We start from the raw sequence: 19,439 nt of genomic DNA on the forward strand, positions 1-19,439 counted from the left end.
TGGTATTAATGGATATTGTACAAATCAAAGAAATCATTCCACATCGTTATCCTATGTTGCTTATTGATCGTGTTGAGGAATTAACTGAAGGGCAAAGAATTGTGGCAAAGAAAAATGTGACAATCAATGAACCTTTCTTTCAAGGGCACTTTCCACATGAGCCTGTGATGCCTGGCGTTTTAATTGTAGAAGCTATGGCCCAAGCAGGCGCAGTTGCTTTATTATCATTACCACAATTTAAAGGAAAGACTGCCTATTTTGGTGGAATTGATAAAGCAAAATTTCGTAAAAAAGTAACACCTGGAGATACTTTGATTTTGAAAGTTGAGATTCTAAAAATTAAAGCAAATGCCGGCTTAGGTAAGGGAATTGCGCGTGTAGACGGCAAAAAAGTTGCTGAAGCCGAGCTCACATTTATGATTGGATAGAGGCAAATGTTTTCAAAAGTATTAATTGCAAATCGTGGAGAAATCGCAGTCAGAATCATTCGGGCTTGTCGTGAATTAGGGATAAGAACGGTGGCAGTGTATTCTGAAGCTGACAAAGAAGCCATGCATACTGAATTAGCCGATGAAGCTGTTTGTATTGGCCCAAGTAAAGCAAGCGAATCGTATTTAAATAAACAACAAATATTAAGTGCTGCGGTCTTGACGAAAGCGGAGGCCATCCATCCAGGCTTTGGCTTTTTATCAGAAAATAGTCAGTTTGCTGAAATGTGTGAGGCTTGCCATATCACCTTCATTGGTCCCAAAAGCCAAACCATTGATGAAATGGGGAATAAAATTCATGCGCGCCAATTGATGAAAAAAGCAGGTGTACCAGTCATTCCAGGAAGCGATGGGGCGATTGTCGATGTCAAACAAGCACTAGAAATTGCCAATCAGGTAGGCTATCCTGTCATGCTTAAGGCTGCGGCAGGTGGTGGTGGTAAGGGAATTCGCAAGGTATTGTCTGAAGCTGAGTTACCTAGTGCCTTTGCTTCTGCTCAACAAGAAGCTAAAGCCGCCTTTGGTAATGATGAAATGTATCTAGAAAAAATTATTTATCCAGCTAGACATATCGAAGTTCAAATATTAGGCGATAAATATGGGAATGTCCTTCATTTTGGTGAACGTGATTGTTCCTTACAACGCAATAATCAAAAAGTATTAGAAGAATCACCATCTGTTGTGATTTCTGAAACGAATCGTGAAAAACTAGGTAAAATTGCGGTCAAAGCAGCAAAAGCGGTGTCTTATGAAAATGCTGGGACTATTGAGTTTTTGATGGATTTGTCTGGTCAGTTTTATTTTATGGAAATGAATACCCGTATCCAAGTAGAGCATCCTATTACTGAGATGGTGACGGGGGTTGATTTGGTGAAAAAACAAATTGAAGTAGCTGCTGGTGAAAAATTAACCATTAAACAAGAAGATATTAAGTTGCGTGGTCATGCGATTGAATGTCGGATTAATGCTGAAAATCCTGCCTTTCATTTTGCTCCCTCACCTGGGAAAATTGAAAATCTACTATTACCAAGTGGAGGTATGGGGCTAAGAGTGGATAGCGCGATGTATTCGGGTTATGCCATTCCACCATTTTATGATTCGATGATTGCCAAGATTATTGTGCATGGTCAAACGCGTTTTGAAGCACTGATGAAGATGCAACGTGCGCTTGGTGAATTAGTAACAGACGGGGTTGCGACCAATGCTGAGTTTCAGATGGATTTAATCAGCCATCCCAATGTAATTGCTGGGGATTATGATACTTCATTTTTACAAGAAACATTTTTACCTGCTTGGCAAGAAAGTTTGAACTAGGAAGTGAGTAAATGGCTTTATTTAGGAAGAAAAAAGATTATATTCGTATTTCACCCAATCGTGAAGAACACCCACAAAATCAGCCTAGTGTACCAGATAATTTGTGGGCTAAATGTCCCAACTGTAAAAAGACCATTTATACTAAAGAGATTGGCCAAGAAAAAAGTTGTCCTAATTGTGGCTATCATTTTAGACTAAATGCCTGGCAAAGACTAGCGATTACTGTTGATAAAAAAAGTTTTACTGAATTTGATACTGAGTTAGTAACTAAAGATCCTTTACAGTTTCCCGGTTATCAAGAAAAAATTAGCCAAATGCAAAGCAAAACTCACTTAAATGAAGCAGTTTTAACGGGAATTGCTAGAATTGATGAACAAACCATTGCGATTGGTATCATGGATGCAAACTTTATTATGGGTAGTATGGGGACTGTTGTTGGTGAGAAGATTACACGTCTTTTTGAATATGCCACGCAAAAGTCCTTGCCGGTAGTCTTGTTTACCGCTTCTGGTGGGGCTAGGATGCAAGAAGGAATCTTTTCATTGATGCAAATGGCTAAAATTTCTGCTGCAGTAAAGGCACATAGCAATGCAGGTTTATGTTATATTACGGTTTTAACCGACCCTACGACTGGTGGTGTTACTGCTAGTTTTGCTATGCAAGGCGATGTCATTTTAGCTGAACCTCGGGTGTTGATAGGTTTTGCTGGGCGACGTGTGATTGAACAAACTTTAAAACAAGATTTACCTGATGATTTTCAAAAAGCTGAATTTTTATTAGCGCATGGTTTTATTGATCAAATTGTTCCAAGAAACGAGTTACGCACACGTTTAAGCAATATTATCAAACTTCATACGCAGAAAGGATGGTTGCCAAATGAGTAAATCAGCTGCTGAGATTGTCAAGTTAGCTCGTAAACAAGATCGTTTGACTGCTCTGGATTTTTTTGAACAAGTATTTACTGATTTTCAAGAGTTTCATGGGGATCGTCTATTTTCTGATGATGAAGCTGTCGTTGGTGGAATTGCTTTATTAGATCAAAAACCGGTGACTGTTATAGGTATCCAAAAAGGTAAAAATCTACCAGAAAATCTCCGACGCAACTTTGGACAGGCACATCCTGAAGGTTACCGAAAAGCGCTCAGATTAATGAAACAAGCTGAAAAATTTCATCGTCCAGTGATTACCTTTATTAATACCGCTGGAGCCTACTGTGGGATTGGTGCTGAAGAACGTGGTGAAGGAGAAGCCATTGCTAGGAATCTTCTTGAAATGTCTGACTTAAAAGTGCCGATTATTGCTATTATTATTGGCGAAGGTGGTAGTGGTGGTGCTTTGGCTTTAGCTTTAGGAGATGAGGTCTGGATGATGGAGCACGCCATATATGCGATACTTTCACCAGAAGGATTTGCTTCTATATTATGGAAAGATGCTTCAAGAGCAAATGAAGCTAGTGAATTAATGAAAATCACAGCAAAAGAATTAAATGAATTAGGCATTATTGATAAGGTGCTCCCTGAAGTCATGCAGGAAAGAGCGTTGACCCATCAAGAAATTATTGATCAAGTGCGTATCGAATTAGTCTATACTTTGAAGCAATTATGTCAGTTATCTGTGGAAGAATTACTTGAAAGACGCTACCAAAGATTTAGAAAATATTAAGCAAAAGTGAAGAAACCTTATATTAGGATTCTTCGCTTTTTTGCATATTGTTTTTGCATAAATATTAATTGCCGATTGAATAGTATAATTTCTTAGTATTATACGGATGATTTAGTTATTAATAGAAAACGTTACCAAAAAATGATGAAAAAATATTCAATTTTTTTGCATTTTTTAGTTTCTTTTTTCATGATTATGTGTTAATATGCATAATATAGTTGAAATATTAAATAAAAATGCATAAAAATAAGGAGTGTCTCATATGAAAAAAGTATTTGGTTTAGTAGGAGTAGCAGCTTTAACATTCGCTCTAGCTGCTTGTGGTTCTTCAGACAAAAAAGAAAGTAGTAATCAATTAAAACAAATTCAAGATGCAAAAGTATTGAAAGTAGCGACTTCTGCAGATTTTGCACCATTTGAATTCCATACGAAAGTGAATGGCAAAGATAAAATTGTTGGTGCTGATGTGGATTTAGCAAATGAAATCGGTAAAGAATTAGGCGTTAAGGTTGAATTTATGGATATGGAATTTAACGCTGTATTGACCGCTCTTGATCAAGGAAAAGCTGATGTGGCGATTTCAGGAATTTCTGCTACAGACAAACGTAAGAAAACTTTTGCCTTCTCTGAAAACTATTTTGTTCCAGAACAATTAGTTGTTGTGAAGAAAGAAAATGCTGAAAAATATGCCGATGTGAAAGCATTAGCAGATAAAAAAGTCGGGGCCCAAAAAGGTTCTGTTCAAGAATCTGTCGTAACTAGTCAATTACCAAAAGCACAATTAGTTTCATTAGCCAAAGTGCCAAACTTAATTGTTGAAGTAAAACAAGGTTCACTGGATGCTTTAGTTTTAGAAAGTGCTGTTGCCAAATCTTATGTAGAACAAAACCCTGAATTAGCAATCGCGGATGCAAAATTAACATCAAGTGATAACGAATCATATGCCATTGCTTTGAAAAAAGATAGCAAAGAATTAAAAGCAAAAATTGATAAAGTAATCAATAAGTTAAAAGATGAAGGCAAGATTAATGAATTCATCGAAAAGAATACAGAACTTGCTGATAAACAAGCAAGCAAATAGATTGGAGTTTTAACAATGGATTTTTCTTTCTTAAAGGAATTTTATCCGTATTTTATATCGGGTACAATCATCACTTTAATTATCTCAGTGATTACTGTCATTTTAGGGACCATCATTGGTGTGGTGATCGCTTTGATGAAATTATCAAAAATCAAGCCATTACGTTGGTTTGCGAATATTTACATTGAAGTGTTGCGTGGTACACCGATGCTTGTGCAAATTTTAATCGCGTTTGGCTTGCTTCAAGGATTATTTAAACTGCCTACTGTTGATTTAGGTATTTTGAGTCTTGATTTTGGCCGACTATTTCCAGGGATTATCGCCATTTCATTGAACTCTGGGGCGTATGTAGCGGAAATCGTTCGTGGGGGAATTAACGCGGTTGATTTTGGTCAACAAGAAGCCGCGGCCTCACTAGGTTTACGTCCAGCTCAAGCCATGCGATATGTTATTTTGCCACAAGCTTTACGGAATATTTTACCGCCTTTAGGAAATGAGTTCATTGTGTTGATTAAAGACTCATCACTATTATCAACAATTGGTATCTATGAATTAATGAATAGTGCTCAAATCGTGATTAGTTCTTCTTATATTCCTTTGACTCCTTTATATGTCGCTGCAGCCATTTACTTTATTTTGACTTTCACGACTTCAAGAATTTTGAATGCTTGGGAGAAAAAACTAGGTAAAGGTTATCGTAAATAGGGGGATTTCAGATGGAAACAATTATTAAAGTTGAACATTTAAGCAAAAAATTTGGTGAGAATGAAGTTTTAAAAGATATTAATTATGAGATTAAACAAGGTGAAGTGGTCGTCATTATTGGTCCGTCTGGTTCAGGTAAGAGTACCTTTTTACGTTGTATGAATTTACTTGAAACACCAACTTCTGGACAGATTTTATTTGAAGGCCAAGATATTACCGATCCAAAAAATGATATCTTTAAGATGCGTGAAAAAATGGGGATGGTTTTCCAAAACTTTAATCTATTCCCTAATATGTCCGTATTAGACAATATTACCTTGTCACCAGTAAAGGTCAAAAAAGAAAATAAACAAGCGGCTGAAACTTATGCCAAAGAGTTATTGCAAACAGTAGGGCTACCGGATAAAGCCAATGCCTATCCGCAGTCATTATCTGGTGGGCAACAACAAAGAATTGCGATTGCCAGAGCCTTGGCAATGAAACCAGATGTGATGCTATTTGATGAACCAACTTCAGCCCTAGACCCTGAGATGGTGGGGGAAGTACTTGGTGTCATGCAACGACTTGCTAAAGAAGGGATGACCATGGTAATCGTAACGCATGAAATGGGATTTGCCAAAGAAGTCGGGGATAAAATCGTCTTTATGGATGGTGGATACATTGTTGAAGAAGGGACGCCAGAAGAAGTTTTTGGCAATCCACAGCATAATCGTACCAAAGATTTTTTAAGTAAAGTTTTATAGATTATAGTTTAAGAATCTTAAGCAATATTTTTAGGGCTTAAGGTTCTTTTTTTTGCTAAAATTAGGCTTGGATATTATACATTTCATTTATTTTTTTGTATAATCATTTGTGACAATGATTATTTTATAGAGAGTTTGGTGAGTTTTATGGGAGAGCGTAAATTTTGTCGAGAGTCTAAGGTGATTCAAACCCATCGCATTTTTCCTTTTGACCTTAATCCATTTGGCTTTTTATATGGCGGTAAATTAACAGCGTGGATTGATGATGCTTCGTCGATTTCTATTTCAAGACATTGTAGGCGTGGTGCAGTTACGGCGTCAATTGATTCTTTAAATTTTCTAAAGCCCTTACATGCGAATCATTCTGCATGTATTGAAACTTTTGTTAGTGGCGCCCATCATAAATCAATGGAAGTCTTTGTAAAAGTTGTGGGCGAAGATTTAGTTACAGGTGAGCGTTATCTAGCTGCTACTTGTTTTACTACTTTTGTCGCAGTGCCATCTTTTATGAATGAAGAAACAGAATTCCAGGTGCCAGCTGTTATTCCAGAAACTGAAGAGGAAAAAATGGTTTGTGCGGGTTATGAAAAGCGCAGGCAAGCAAGATTAGCCGAACGAAATCAATATAAAGATTTTGCGGCTAAGTTATCAACAGAAATTCCATGGTAGGTGATTTTTATGCAAGATGCTACAGCGATGGCCGAATTATTACGTGCGCAAAAGATTAGTTTTGAGGAATTGCTTACAGATATTGAAACGAAATCCAATCAATTACAGCCAAAACTAAATGCTTGGACCTATCTTGATTTAGAGGGAGCAAAAAAATATTATCGAAAAAATCAGGATAAATTGAGTAGAACTGTTTTTGCAGGATTACCCATTGCTTTAAAGGCTTTGGGGCAATCGAAAAAAGGTTGGCCAAGTACTGCCGGATCGTTACTCTTAGCTGAAAATAAAGCGAAAGTGACTGATTATTTTGTACAAGAGATTGAAAATTTAGGCTTTGTTCCAATTGGTCAGAGTAATGTGCCAGAATACGGTTTTAAAAATATTACAGATTCAAAGCTTTACGGAAATTGCTTAAATCCTTTTGATACGACACGATTTGCTGGCGGTTCCAGTGGTGGCGCTGCAGCATTAGTGGCCAGTGGAATTTTACCGATAGCCACAGCAAGTGATGGCGGCGGCTCCATTCGTATTCCAGCAAGTTTTTGTGGCTTGGTTGGTTTAAAACCGACCCGTGGAAGTATGCCAGTGGGGCCAGGAAATTGGCGTTCATGGCAAGGCGCTTCGATAGCATTTGCCTTGACGAAATCTATTCGTGATACAGAAAACGTATTTTATAATTTGCGAACGAGCCAACCAGAAGCACCCTATCAAGCACCAAAACGTGAATGGATGCATTATGAAAAGGCGGTTCGTTATCCACTTCGCATTGCTTATTGTTTGAATAATAAAGTAAGTGATTTAGATTATCGTGTAAGAGCTGAGACGCTTAAAATAGTTGATTTCTTGAAAAAAGAGGGCTTTGATGTGGAGGAAATCTCTTATCCAGTAAATATGGTCACTTTGATGAAGCAATATTATCGGATGAATGCGGCAGATACAGCGGCGATGTTTCAAGAAATGCAGGCAAAATTAAAGCGACCATTAACGAATCAAGATATGGAAGAGATGACCTGGGCGATGTATCAATTCGGACTTGATTTAAAAGCAAGTGATTATGTATTAAGTCTGCAGTATTGGGATGAAATAGCAGCGAAAACAGAAAGCCTATTTAAAGCGTATGATTTATTCTTAACTCCTAGTACAGCGCAAGTAGCTCCGAGTGTCGATACTGAATTTTATTCTCCTAAGATTGGGGAAAAATTACGATTTGCACATGAATTATCCTCGAAAGAAAAAGAAAAACTAGTCTATGATATGTTTGTTAAAAGCCTTTCTATTACGCCATATACGCAATTAGCTAATTTAACTGGACAACCTGCAATCAGTTTGCCAACAGGTCGAGTGAATGATTTGCCGGTGGGTGTTCAATTTATGGCTTCTAAAGGACGTGAAGATCTTCTGTTGATGGTGGGGGCTTTACTGGAACAAGCAAAATTATTTACAATTGAATAAAGTAAAAAAGTGGAAAAAGATAGGCAACACGGCAGTCAAGGGTATGCTGTAAATAAGGTTATAGAGATGATGAGAGAAACGATTAAGAATACATCTCGTGAAGAGTCAAAGTAATTATTATGTTTACCAAGGTGGAAAACTATTTGCTTTTTTTCCCATACATCATTTTATACGTATCACTGGCTGCTCATCCTTTTTTGCTAGTAATTCACAAGTAAATAGTGTATAATTTTTATTTAGCAAGGAGTGTCCGCATGAGATGCTCCTAAATTTTTGTAGATAGGAGTTTTTATGTTTTTAAAATATAAACCGACTTGGATGGTGTCGTCGATTTATCAAATTACCCCTGAACAATTGAAAAAATTAGGGATAAAGGCTGTTTTAACAGATTTAGATAATACATTGATTGCTTGGAATAATCCGGATGGTACGCCTGAATTACGGGCATGGTTAGAGGAAATGAAAGAGGCGAATATTCCGGTGATTGTTGTTTCAAACAATAAAGCAAGCCGAGTTGCACGGGCGGTAAAACCATTTGGCCTTGATTTTATTTCTAGAGCGATGAAACCATTTGGCTTAGGCATTCGTCGCGCAATCAGACAGTTGAATTTGCAGCCTGAACAAGTCATTATGGTAGGCGATCAATTGATGACGGATATACGTGCTTCCCATGCAGCAAAGGTACGCAGTGTCTTGGTAAAACCGATTGTCAAAACCGATGCTTGGAATACGAGAATTAATCGAATGCGTGAAAAAGTAGTGATGAATCATTTATTGAAAAGACATCAAGATATGATTTGGAAAGGAGCAATTGAAAATGAGTGAAGCCTTACATTGTATTGGTTGTGGTGCACAAATCCAAACAGATAATCCCAGTGAGTTAGGATATACACCTAAGTCCGCACTAGAAAAAGGAATTGCTAATGATGAAGTCTATTGTCAGCGTTGTTTTAGATTGCGTCATTATAACGAAATTCAAGATGTCTCCCTTACCGATGATGATTTTTTGCGTTTATTAAATGAAATTGGGGAGCATGACGCCTTAATTGTCAATGTCGTGGATATTTTTGATTTTAATGGTTCGATTATCCCTGGTTTGCATCGTTTTGTTGGTAAAAATCCAGTATTAATGATTGGCAATAAAGTGGACGTCTTACCAAAATCATTAAAACGTGGGAAATTAACCCAATGGATGCGAGAACGTGCCCATGAATTAGGCTTGCGTCCAGTGGATATCTTACTGACAAGTGCGAAAAAAGCCCATGAAATGGATGAAGTACTAGAAAAAATAGAAGCATACCGCGAGGGCCGTGATGTGTATGTTGTAGGTGTAACCAATGTTGGAAAATCAACTTTAATCAATCAAATTATCGCTAAAGTTGCCAATGTGAAAGATGTGATTACGACTTCACGTTTTCCAGGAACGACTTTAGATAAGATTGAAATTCCGCTTGATGATGGACATTTTTTAATTGACACACCGGGGATTATCCACCGTCATCAAATGGCGCATTACTTAGGGAAAAAAGATTTGAAACTAACTGCACCACAAAAAGAAATTAAGCCAAAAGTTTATCAGCTAAATGAAGGTCAAACGCTCTTTTTAGGCGGTTTGGCACGATTTGACTATGTGAGCGGAGAGAAAGGTTCATTTGTCGCTTATGTTTCGAATGATTTAAATATTCATCGTACCAAAATGCAAGGAGCAGATGAATTTTACCAAAAACATGTGGGGAGTTTATTAACCCCGCCGCAAAAAGATGAAGTCGCTGATTTTCCAGAATTGGTGCGCTTTGAATTTGCAATTAAAGAAAAAACAGATGTCGTCTTTGCCGGGCTTGGTTGGATTACAGTTCGCCAACCAGGAATTGTAGCTGGATATGCACCTAAGGGAGTCGACGTTATTGTTCGTAAAGCATTAATATAAAGAAAGTGAGAAAGATATGTTAACGGGAAAACAAAAGAGATTTTTAAGAAGTCAAGCCCATCATTTACAACCGATTTTTCAAATTGGTAAAGGTGGCGTAAACGAAGCGATGAATACCCAAATTGCTGAAGCGCTAGAAAAACGCGAATTAATCAAAGTTTCATTGTTACAAAATACCGATGAAGTAGCAGATAAAGCCGCATTAGAGATTGCACAAGCGACAAACAGTGAAGTCGTACAAGTTATCGGGCGGGTCATTGTTTTATACAAAACTTCAAGTAAAGAAAAATACCAACGCCTGACGCAACAATTGAAATTATTGTAAGATTAGATGAGGGATGAATTGTTTGAAATCAAAGTATATCACTGAAGTTGAACCATTAATTCAAGTACAAACGACGCAGTCAAGAAAGCAAGTAGGTATATTAGGCGGTAATTTCAATCCGGTTCACAATCAACACCTATTAATTGCCGATCAAGTGGGGACGGCTTTGAATTTAGAAAAGGTCTATCTGATGCCTGAATATTTACCACCCCATGTTGATGAAAAGGACACGATTGAGGCTGAACACCGATTAAATATGTTAAAATTAGCCATCGCGGACAATCCTTTATTTGATATCGAACAAGCTGAGTTACAACGTAAGGGAAAAAGCTATACTTATGACACCATGAAAGCATTGATTGCCCAAAATCCTGATACGGACTATTATTTCATCATTGGCGGCGATATGGTAGAATATTTACCAAAGTGGTATAAAATTGATGAATTAGTCGAAATGGTGCAATTTGTGGGTGTTAAAAGGCCAGGATATACAATTGATACCCCGTATCCCATTATTTGGTTAGATGCACCGATGATGGATTTGTCTTCTAGTTTAATCCGTAAAAAGATTACGCAAGGATGTTCGATACGTTATCTAGTGCCTGAGACTGTGCGAAATTATATTTTAGAAAAGGGGCTTTATCTTGAAAGTTGATGTAGCAAAATATAATCCAGCGATGCGTGAAGAATTGATGCAACAAGTACAGATGCAGATGAGCGAGAAGCGTTTTGTGCATGTATTGGGCGTAGAGGAGATGGCAGTGGCTTTAGCGAAAAAATACGGTGCAGATCCCAATAAAGCCAGTATCGCAGCTCTATGTCATGATTATGCCAAAGAACGAAGCGATGATGATTTTATCTTTGAGATTGAACGCAAACAGCTTACTCCAGCCTTATTAAAATGGAATAATGCAATCTGGCATGGCGTTGTCGGAGCAGAATTTGTACGCGATGAATTAGGTGTAGAAGATGAAGAAATTCTACAAGCTATTCGCGTGCATACGACCGGTTCACGAGAAATGAGTCTTTTAGATAAAGTCATATTTGTAGCGGATTATGTGGAAAAAAATCGCCAATTTCCAGGAGTTGAAGAAGCTCGCGAATTAGCCATTACGGATTTGGAGGCAGCCGTGCGCTATGAATTAACGCATACTTTACAATTTTTAATTTCAAAAGGACAAGCGATTCATCCAAAAACGATAGAAACGTATAATTATTATGTAGCCAAACATTAGGAGGAGATTACCATAGATAGCAAACAAATTTTAGAAGTAGCTGTAAAAGCAGTAGATGACAAACACGCCCAAGATATCATTGCTTTAGATGTCCGCGAAGTTTCTTTATTAGCTGATTATTTTGTGATTTGTTCGGGAAATACAGACCGTCGTATTAATGCGATTGTCGATGAAGTGGTTGAACAGGCTTATAAAAATCAGATGGATGTCAAACGCGTCGAAGGAAAAGAGGCAAGCAAGTGGGTCTTGATTGACTTAGGTGATGTGATTGTTCATGTTTTTAATCAAAATGAACGTGAATTTTATCAATTAGAAAAACTTTGGTCAGATGCACCTTTAGTAGATTTAAGTGAAATGGTTGTGAATGATAGTGGCTTATGAGACCTTTGCCTTTGTCTATGATGAAGTCATGGATACCTCGTTATATCAACGTTGGTTAGATTTTTCGTTGCGTTTTTTAGGTGACCGCAAGAAAATTTTAGAGCTTGCTTGCGGGACCGGGGCACTTGCTTTAGATTTTGCCAAAAGCGGTTTTGATGTGACAGCTTTAGACTTATCTGAAGAAATGCTAATGATTGCCAGTTCACGCGCGCAAGAAGCCGATGTGGATATTCAGTTTGTTGAAGGGGATATGTTGGATTTAACCGATATTGATACGTATGAAGCGGTGACTTGTTTTTCTGATTCGATTTGTTATATGGAGGATGAACAAGCCGTCCAACAAGTCTTTGATGGCGTGTATCAAATCTTAGAAGAAAATGGCGTCTTTATTTTCGATGTGCATTCTACTTATCAAATTGATGAAGTCTTCCCGGATTATAGCTATCATTATCAAACAGAGGATTTTGCCTTTTTATGGGATAGTTATGCTGTAGACGTGCCACATAGTATCGAGCATTTCTTAACATTCTTTGTGCAAAATGAAGAAGGATTGTTTGAACGCCGTGACGAAATTCACCGTGAAAGAACTTATCCATTAAATCAGTATTTGATGATGTTAGAAAATGCTGGCTTTGCAAAAGTGGAAGCCTATGCCGATTTTATCGATAGCGAACCAAATGAAAAAAGTCGCCGTTGGTTCTTTGTCTGCGAAAAATAAAACAGTAGAAAGAAAAGATGGTTGGCACGTTCAATCATCTTTTTTATTTGCGAAGGAGGATGTAAATGAAAGCCTGTGGCGTTATTGTTGAGTATAATCCGTTTCATAATGGACATCGCTATCATTTGGAGCAAGCACGTTGTAAATCCCAAGCTGATGTCATTATCTGTGCGATGAGTGGAAATTTTTTACAGCGTGGGGAAGCGGCAATTATTGATAAGTGGCAACGAGCAAATAGTGCCTTACAAAATGGGGCGGATATTGTTTTAGAGTTACCGTTTGAATGGGCAGTTCAGTCTGCGGATTATTTCGCACAAGGCGGTGTCAATATGTTAGCAGCGATTGGTTGTGAGAGTCTTTGTTTCGGAACAGATAGCCAGGAGAAAATGGATTATCAGCATATTGGTCAATTTTTACATCAAAATCATCAACAGTTAAACCAACTTTTTCATCAAATGGCTGACGAAAAGCTTTCCTATGCTGAAAATATGATTCGCGTTTTTCAAGCTTTAGAAATAGACGTTCCTTTTGATCATAAGCAACCAAACCATATTCTAGGATTGAGCTATGCAAAAGCGAATAGTCAACTACTCAAACCAATGACTTTATTAGCTATTCCTCGGATCGAGAGTGGTTATCATGAACAAAAATTAGGAGAGTCTAGGATTGCAAGTGCTACGGCTATTCGTCGCGGAATCTTTCGTGGAGAAGAAATTACCCCTTATGTGCCGTCTAGTTCTTTGGCTTATTTAACCGAACGGAAAGTTTGTTTAGAAGATTTCTTTCCATATTTAAAATTTCGTCTATTAACGATGGATTTAGCAGAATTACAGCAAATTTATCAAATGGAAGAAGGTCTAGCTTTCAGAATGAAGAAGCTTATTCGAAGCTGTTTTTCTTATGAATCTTTAATCAATCAGCTTAAAAGCAAACGATATAGTCAAACGCGTATTCAGCGCTTATTGTTATATTGCTTGTTAAATGTGCGCAAGGAAGAGATTCGAAATGCTTGGCAAACTCCAAGTATAAGAATATTAGGCTTTACTGAAAAAGGACAAGGATATTTAAATAAAGTGAAAAAACAAGTGCCTTACCCGTTGATTACTAGAGTGGGTAAAGTAGAGGCTACTCGTCTTTCGTTGACGATTCGATCAGATGAGGTCTATCGATTGGCGAATTCACACATTCAAGAACAAAATTTTAGAACAATGATTAAAATGTTGAAGGATGAATGCAATTGAAAAAAATGGTACTTTTTGTGTATGGATTATTTTTAAGTTCGCTGATTAGTTTAATGTCATACACATTTATTATGCTTGAAGGGAATTTTTCTCATGCAATTTGGCATGTTTCGTTTTCAAATCCTTTCTTACGTGTTTTTTATACGTTTTTGGTTGTATTTGGCTGTACAGCTGTTGTATATAGATTGAAAAAGCGTTGGGGAAATTTACCCATTACGACACATGATGCGATGAAGGAAATGAAAACAAGCCAAAAAGTAATTTATCATAAATTTTGGCGAAGTTTAATTGTAGCATTACTTGTTCTGATGAGTGGAGCAGGGGTAGGTCCAGAAGCACCTTTACTAGGGGCGGTCATTGCATGTTCAGTTTGGCAAGCGGATAAAATGCGTTTTATCAATGCGAATTATGAGCAAATTTTTTCACAAAATTGGAAACATCGATTGAAGTATTTTTTACATCCTACACGTTTTTTATTATCTTATTCTGAAAATACGTTTAAAATGGATTTAAAGAAGAAAAAAATATTAAATATCTTGTATATTATCAATGGTGTGGGATTGTTTTTCATACTCATGCGCTTGAGCGATCAACCTTCATTTATTACAAAGATGGGCACGGTTCATTTTAAAATGCAACAATTGGTATTTTACCCATACTTATTGCATATGGATATGTATTTTCGTTTATATATCAAAAAGTAAAAAACATCATAAAAACTTATCTAAATGCATTTACTTTATCCCTTCGAACAAGATTGTTACTTGGCGGTCTTGCTATTTTTATTGTAGTATTATTCATCCCTCAGTTGATGTTTTCAGGACAATATGAAATGACTAATTTGGCAATCAGTGCTACACAATTAACTGCATTGAGCTTATTACTCTTATCTGTAGGAAAATTAGTGTTTTTGGATATCTGTTTGTACACGACCTGGACTGGAGGAGACATTTTTCCAATCACTTTAGCCAGTATTTTGCAGGGTTTTTTTGTGGCGAAATTATTTCCACAAGTAGATACGGTTTTTATTGTCGCAATAGTTAGTTATGTTATATGTGGACTACTGATTGAAAATACATGGTTAGGGTGTATATTTGTAGCTTTCTTTTTCCCTAGAGAATTATTTGTTTTTGCTGTAATCATTGCTTTGTTGTTACAAACACCAAAATATATTCGAAAAATTAATCAAAGAAGGACAGTAAATAAATGAAACGTTTAAAGATTCTTTGGAAAATCATCCGTGTTACAGGTTTTAGCAAGTTTGTCCTATCATTTATTTTGTATCTCTTTTTCTCTGCTTTCTTATTCAATTGGCTTGAACCATCTATTAGATCTTTTGGTGATGGTTTATGGTACGCTTTTGTTTCAGCAACGACGCTTTGATATGGGGATATTGTTGTAACGACTTTTTTAGGTCGAATGATTAGTGTAATTCTCACTATTTATGGTTTGATTTTTTTCGGTTGTCTTTCGGGTGTATTGGTTAATTATTATACAGAGATGAATCATCTACATCGTGAAGAAGAAAAATCAAATCTAAAAAAATGAAAAAACTGATGAAAAAAACTTCACAGATACTTACAATATCGGTATAATATGGAGTGGACCTTAAGTATTTATGAAATGAAACTATTAGAAAGCGAAGTGAAATTATGGGTCGTAAATGGGCAAATATCGTCGCTAAGAAAACGGCGAAAGATGCAAATAATAGCCGAATTTATGCGAAATTTGGTATTGAAATCTATGCAGCTGCAAAATCGGGTGAACCTGACCCACATTCTAACCAAAAATTACGTTTCGTTATTGAAAGAGCGAAAACTTATAATGTACCACGTCATATCATTGACCGCGCCATTGAAAAAGCAAAAGGTGGCGGCGATGAACAATACCAAGAATTACGCTATGAAGGTTTCGGACCAAATGGCTCAATGGTCATCGTGGACACTTTAACCAATAATGTCAACCGTACAGCTGCGGATGTCCGTGCTGCCTTTGGTAAAAACGGCGGAAACATGGGTGTAACTGGTGCAGTCAGCTACATGTTTGATAATACAGCATTATTTGGTTTTGCAGGCGATGATGCGGACGAAATCCTAGAATATTTAATGGATAAAGACATCGATGTACGTGATGTTGAAGCTGAAGATGGTCAAATTATGGTTTATGGTGAACCAACTGATTTCCATGCGATTCAAGAAGCACTAAAAGAAAAAGGAATCACTGACTTTAGCGTGGCTGAAATGCAAATGATTCCTCAAAATGAAGTTACCCTAACTGGGGATGACTTAGCTAAGTTTGAAAAAATGATTGATGTTTTAGAGGACTTAGAAGATGTTCAATCCGTTTACCACAATGTAGACTTTGGCGAAGAATAATATATTTGTAACGATAAGGCTGGATGCTTGAAAGAAGTGTCTGGTCTTTTTTTCTTGTTTTCCAAAATATATTTATACCCGTTGTGCTAGTTGAAAAATACTGGAAAAAATAAAAGATTTCGCATAAAGTAAACTCAAAACCAACCACAGAAATGAGTGAACGATACGCGAAATCAATCCCGGTATACCGAAACTTTTACTGAACCACAAGTACTTTTTTCAATGATTTTAGAAAATCTCTTATTCGATTTAATTGTGTCGGTAAATGAGTGGTCGGAATCTCAAAATAAACTGAAATAGTGGAGTGCGCCGGTCGGAAATTCTCAAGTGGTAGGTCACTGAGTAAAAATTCTAGAAATTCGTATTTATCCTTAATGGGCTTGATTTTCACGTCAAATAATTGCAATTTATTTTGTAAATATTGTGCGATGGCTGATTGTTGTTGGATAATTTTAGGCTGAACAGGACACAAAAGAATATCCGTGCCCCAAAAAAGACACGGATAAGCATTATTTGGTTTGAAAACTTTCAGGATTTAAGTCTAATAAATAAGGACTTAACTGACCTTTTTGAGAAACGATATGTAATTCATGCATGGCACGGGTAAATATCGTATATAGAATTAATTGGTCATGTGTAGTTTGGAATTGTTGGTTAACATCCCAAGCAACGACTCGGTCAAATTCCAAGCCTTTTGCAAGATAGGCAGGAATAATCATGATATCACGCTTCATAAAGGTTTCCTCTGAATCAAGCAGTTGAACGGTTGCCTTTAGCTTTTCGTCTAATTGTTGGTAAAGCTCCTGACATTCTTTCGTGGTTTTACAAATAATTGCCGTTCGTAAATGGGGTTGTTCGGCACTACATTGTTGGATAAATTGATTGAACCAAGTGATTTTTTCATTTTTATCAAGTGTCCATAAAGTAGGTAGACTGGCATGGCGAGCAGTAGCCACAACTTGGTCTTCTTGAGATAAAAACTGGTTCGCAAAGTCCGTAATTTCCTGCGTAGAACGATAACTAGTCGTTAATTGATAATTAGTCACTTCAACATCTGGGAAAAGACGATCGAGGCTGCCGACAATTGAATCATTACCAAAGATTTTTTGATTTAAATCCCCGCATAGACTGATATTTGCTTTTGGATATAAACTACGCAATAAAGCGACTTGAGCTGGTGGAAAGTCTTGCATTTCATCGATAAAGATAAAGCGCCCCTTTTGTTCGACATAGATCGGATACAGTCCTTTTGCCAATAAGAAGTATAATGTTGCATCACTGGTTGTCAATTGGCGGTTGCGCAAACGATTCTTCACTTCGGTAAGATGGTTTTGATATTCTGCTACATCAATACCAGACACAGGCTCTATAGATTTTAAGAAATGTAGATATTGGGCTGCCAAATTGATGAACGTATAATTTTTCACTGCACGTTTGATTTTTCTAAATTTCTTTTTGACGATTTGTTGGCGAAACTCTTTTAACATTTTGCGCTCCGTTTTTTCGTCGGCTTCTAAATTTGGATTATCTTCAAAAGCTTGTTGGAGCATTTCTTCAGCAAGCGTTTTTACTTCAGGCAATTTTGCTTCATCTTTCATCAGGCCACCGATTTTTTTCAATAGTCTTGTTTGTAAGAGTTGCATGCGTTGATGAATCGGCAAGTTTGGATTGGTTTCTAAATAATAGGCACGTATTTGCTCTTTAGATAAAATCATCCGGTCGTTTAACTTCAGATTTCTAAACAATGGGCCCACAGTGGTGATACTTTTGAGATATGGCTTGATTTGATAGACAGCGGTGACACTTTGTTTAAAGCTATCGACAGCATTTTCTAAATCAGCTAAAAATTCTTCTTCACTCATCGTATTTTTAGGAATTTCCATCGTTGGCAAGAGCTGTTGTAGAAAATCATTGAAAGTAAAGGTCGGCACTTGGCTTTCACCTAAAGACGGCAGCACCATCGAAATATAATCGGTAAATAAACGGTTAGGAGAGAAGACGAGGACTTGCTTTTCATCTAGCCATTGACGATTATGGTATAAAATATAGGCCACCCGTTGCAAGAGTGCTGAGGTTTTTCCGCTTCCAGCAATCCCTTGAATTAAGACGGCCTTACTGTGGCTGTCACGGATGATGGTATTTTGCATTTTTTGGATGGTCGCCACGATATTTTTCATTTGATTGCTGCTGGTTTCATCTAATACTTCAAGCAAGAATTCATCATTAATTGTATCATTAGTATCGACCATTGCTTGTAGTTTGCCATCTGTGATTTTGAATTGTCGTTTTAAAGTAAGTTCGACTTCAAAGGTGTCATGATCGGTTTGATAACTTGCTTTTCCAAGATGACCTTCATAGTATAGGTTGGCAATCGGTGCACGCCAGTCAATAATGGTTGGTTCTTCATTTTTATCCCGTAAAGAAGCGATTCCCAGGTACAGTGTTTCGTCGAGCGCTTCTTCTTTGAAATCAATCCGTGCAAAATACGGACTTTTTTGCATGGCAGATAGTGTTTGGATACGTTTTTCTTGGGATTGGGCATTTTGATATTTCATCATTAAATCTTGTTCGTGTTTTTGATATTCCACGACTGATTCGTAAAAGGCCTCTTCAGAACCTGTTTGAATCTTTATATCGGCTAATTCTTTTAAATCACTTTGAAAATGGCCGTTTAGTTCTTGTAATTTTCGGCTTAAGATATTTTTTTCTTGTTCTATATTAACGAGTGTTTCATTTAAATGTTGGATTTCTTGTTCTTTTGCGTTAATTGTAATCACCCCTAACAATTCTTGACTTAAAATTATAGCATAGATTAGGGGGATTAACTACCATTTGATAGTAAAAAAGTATGTTATGTCTTAACTAAAAGCTAAAAGATAGTTGACAATTCAGTTCGTTCGTTTATCATAAAATTAGATTATTTTTGAGGAGGAATTTTGATGCCATTCGTACACATTGAATTAGTGGAAGGTCGCAGCCAAGAACAATTAGAAAACATGATGAAAGATGTGACAGAAGCCGTTCACAAAAATACTGGTGCACCTAAAGAACATATTCATGTCATTATTAATGAAATGAAAAAAGGCACATATGGTGTAAACGGTGAGTGGAAAAAATAAGCAG

Annotated in this window: 22 protein-coding genes and 1 pseudogene; 22 read left to right on the forward strand and 1 reads right to left on the reverse strand. The window is 36.9% G+C overall.

All coding sequences use genetic code 11. From position 1 onward, the window contains the following. Positions 1 to 8 precede the first annotated feature (8 nt). From fabZ to ACTQZM_RS03975, 21 genes and pseudogenes are all read left to right on the forward strand, one after another. Positions 9 to 428 (forward strand): 3-hydroxyacyl-ACP dehydratase FabZ, encoded by a 420-nt coding sequence (fabZ, locus tag ACTQZM_RS03875; protein ID WP_441652970.1) that lies wholly within the window; start codon positions 9 to 11, stop codon positions 426 to 428. A gap of 6 nt (positions 429 to 434) precedes the next feature. Further along, positions 435 to 1,802 carry an acetyl-CoA carboxylase biotin carboxylase subunit gene (locus tag ACTQZM_RS03880; protein ID WP_441652955.1) on the forward strand — a complete coding sequence of 456 codons (1,368 nt, stop codon included), beginning with the start codon at positions 435 to 437 and terminating at the stop codon, positions 1,800 to 1,802. An 11-nt stretch (positions 1,803 to 1,813) separates the two neighbouring features. Beyond that, positions 1,814 to 2,686 (forward strand): acetyl-CoA carboxylase, carboxyltransferase subunit beta, encoded by an 873-nt coding sequence (gene accD, locus ACTQZM_RS03885; protein ID WP_441652956.1) that lies wholly within the window; start codon positions 1,814 to 1,816, stop codon positions 2,684 to 2,686. Beyond that, on the forward strand, positions 2,679 to 3,464 hold the full coding sequence (locus tag ACTQZM_RS03890) for an acetyl-CoA carboxylase carboxyl transferase subunit alpha (RefSeq protein ID WP_441652957.1): 786 nt from the start codon (positions 2,679 to 2,681) through the stop codon (positions 3,462 to 3,464). The genes accD and ACTQZM_RS03890 overlap by 8 nt, the downstream gene beginning before the upstream one ends. A 262-nt stretch (positions 3,465 to 3,726) precedes the next feature. Further along, a complete protein-coding gene (locus ACTQZM_RS03895; protein WP_113784020.1) occupies positions 3,727 to 4,545 on the forward strand; it encodes a transporter substrate-binding domain-containing protein in 819 nt (272 codons plus the stop codon). Between the two features lie 15 nt (positions 4,546 to 4,560). Then, entirely contained in the window at positions 4,561 to 5,250 is a 690-nt protein-coding gene (locus ACTQZM_RS03900) for an amino acid ABC transporter permease (RefSeq protein ID WP_016252369.1), read from the forward strand. A gap of 11 nt (positions 5,251 to 5,261) precedes the next feature. Then, positions 5,262 to 5,993, forward strand: a complete 732-nt coding sequence (locus ACTQZM_RS03905) for an amino acid ABC transporter ATP-binding protein (protein ID WP_047242505.1) — start codon at positions 5,262 to 5,264, stop codon at positions 5,991 to 5,993. Positions 5,994 to 6,140: 147 nt separating this feature from the next. Next, positions 6,141 to 6,662: an acyl-CoA thioesterase gene (locus tag ACTQZM_RS03910; RefSeq protein WP_047334432.1), complete on the forward strand. Its 522-nt coding sequence runs from the start codon at positions 6,141 to 6,143 to the stop codon at positions 6,660 to 6,662. 9 nt (positions 6,663 to 6,671) lie between these two features. Next, positions 6,672 to 8,114 carry an amidase gene (locus tag ACTQZM_RS03915; RefSeq protein WP_441652958.1) on the forward strand — a complete coding sequence of 481 codons (1,443 nt, stop codon included), beginning with the start codon at positions 6,672 to 6,674 and terminating at the stop codon, positions 8,112 to 8,114. A 291-nt stretch (positions 8,115 to 8,405) separates the two neighbouring features. Beyond that, positions 8,406 to 8,939: a YqeG family HAD IIIA-type phosphatase gene (locus ACTQZM_RS03920; RefSeq protein ID WP_441652959.1), complete on the forward strand. Its 534-nt coding sequence runs from the start codon at positions 8,406 to 8,408 to the stop codon at positions 8,937 to 8,939. Then, on the forward strand, positions 8,932 to 10,041 hold the full coding sequence (gene yqeH, locus ACTQZM_RS03925) for a ribosome biogenesis GTPase YqeH (RefSeq protein ID WP_441652960.1): 1,110 nt from the start codon (positions 8,932 to 8,934) through the stop codon (positions 10,039 to 10,041). Before ACTQZM_RS03920 ends, yqeH begins: the two co-directional genes overlap by 8 nt. A gap of 16 nt (positions 10,042 to 10,057) precedes the next feature. Further along, positions 10,058 to 10,366 (forward strand): ribosome assembly RNA-binding protein YhbY, encoded by a 309-nt coding sequence (gene yhbY, locus ACTQZM_RS03930; RefSeq protein WP_441652961.1) that lies wholly within the window; start codon positions 10,058 to 10,060, stop codon positions 10,364 to 10,366. 13 nt (positions 10,367 to 10,379) lie between these two features. Then, positions 10,380 to 11,021 carry a nicotinate-nucleotide adenylyltransferase gene (locus tag ACTQZM_RS03935; protein WP_441652962.1) on the forward strand — a complete coding sequence of 214 codons (642 nt, stop codon included), beginning with the start codon at positions 10,380 to 10,382 and terminating at the stop codon, positions 11,019 to 11,021. A gap of 22 nt (positions 11,022 to 11,043) precedes the next feature. Then, positions 11,044 to 11,601, forward strand: coding sequence for a bis(5'-nucleosyl)-tetraphosphatase (symmetrical) YqeK (gene yqeK, locus ACTQZM_RS03940; RefSeq protein ID WP_441652971.1), 558 nt, complete (start codon positions 11,044 to 11,046; stop codon positions 11,599 to 11,601). 27 nt (positions 11,602 to 11,628) lie between these two features. After that, on the forward strand, positions 11,629 to 11,982 hold the full coding sequence (gene rsfS, locus ACTQZM_RS03945; RefSeq protein ID WP_248625811.1) for a ribosome silencing factor: 354 nt from the start codon (positions 11,629 to 11,631) through the stop codon (positions 11,980 to 11,982). Beyond that, positions 11,972 to 12,700, forward strand: a complete 729-nt coding sequence (locus ACTQZM_RS03950) for a class I SAM-dependent DNA methyltransferase (RefSeq protein WP_113826960.1) — start codon at positions 11,972 to 11,974, stop codon at positions 12,698 to 12,700. Before rsfS ends, ACTQZM_RS03950 begins: the two co-directional genes overlap by 11 nt. A gap of 65 nt (positions 12,701 to 12,765) precedes the next feature. Beyond that, on the forward strand, positions 12,766 to 13,941 hold the full coding sequence (locus tag ACTQZM_RS03955; protein ID WP_441652963.1) for a nucleotidyltransferase: 1,176 nt from the start codon (positions 12,766 to 12,768) through the stop codon (positions 13,939 to 13,941). Continuing rightward, positions 13,938 to 14,645 (forward strand): hypothetical protein, encoded by a 708-nt coding sequence (locus ACTQZM_RS03960; protein WP_441652964.1) that lies wholly within the window; start codon positions 13,938 to 13,940, stop codon positions 14,643 to 14,645. Before ACTQZM_RS03955 ends, ACTQZM_RS03960 begins: the two co-directional genes overlap by 4 nt. 8 nt (positions 14,646 to 14,653) lie before the next feature. After that, the gene (locus tag ACTQZM_RS03965; RefSeq protein ID WP_441652972.1) at positions 14,654 to 15,151 is read left to right on the forward strand and encodes a hypothetical protein; all 498 of its coding nucleotides are present in this window, start codon (positions 14,654 to 14,656) and stop codon (positions 15,149 to 15,151) included. Beyond that, positions 15,148 to 15,489, forward strand: a pseudogene (locus ACTQZM_RS03970) (potassium channel family protein). Before ACTQZM_RS03965 ends, ACTQZM_RS03970 begins: the two are co-directional and overlap by 4 nt. Before the next feature lie 104 nt (positions 15,490 to 15,593). Continuing rightward, positions 15,594 to 16,316 (forward strand): YebC/PmpR family DNA-binding transcriptional regulator, encoded by a 723-nt coding sequence (locus ACTQZM_RS03975; RefSeq protein ID WP_248625805.1) that lies wholly within the window; start codon positions 15,594 to 15,596, stop codon positions 16,314 to 16,316. Between the two features lie 509 nt (positions 16,317 to 16,825). Here ACTQZM_RS03975 and helD read toward each other — a convergent pair. Then, positions 16,826 to 19,084, reverse strand: a complete 2,259-nt coding sequence (gene helD, locus ACTQZM_RS03980) for an RNA polymerase recycling motor HelD (RefSeq protein WP_441652973.1) — start codon at positions 19,082 to 19,084, stop codon at positions 16,826 to 16,828. Positions 19,085 to 19,255: 171 nt separating this feature from the next. Here helD and ACTQZM_RS03985 point away from each other — a divergent pair, with 171 nt between their 5' ends. Beyond that, positions 19,256 to 19,435, forward strand: a complete 180-nt coding sequence (locus ACTQZM_RS03985) for a 2-hydroxymuconate tautomerase (RefSeq protein WP_016252354.1) — start codon at positions 19,256 to 19,258, stop codon at positions 19,433 to 19,435. The last annotated feature ends 4 nt before the right edge of the window (positions 19,436 to 19,439 follow it).

Origin of the sequence: Enterococcus cecorum (assembly GCF_052119425.1) — a bacterium.
GTDB lineage: Bacteria > Bacillota > Bacilli > Lactobacillales > Enterococcaceae > Enterococcus_E > Enterococcus_E cecorum_C.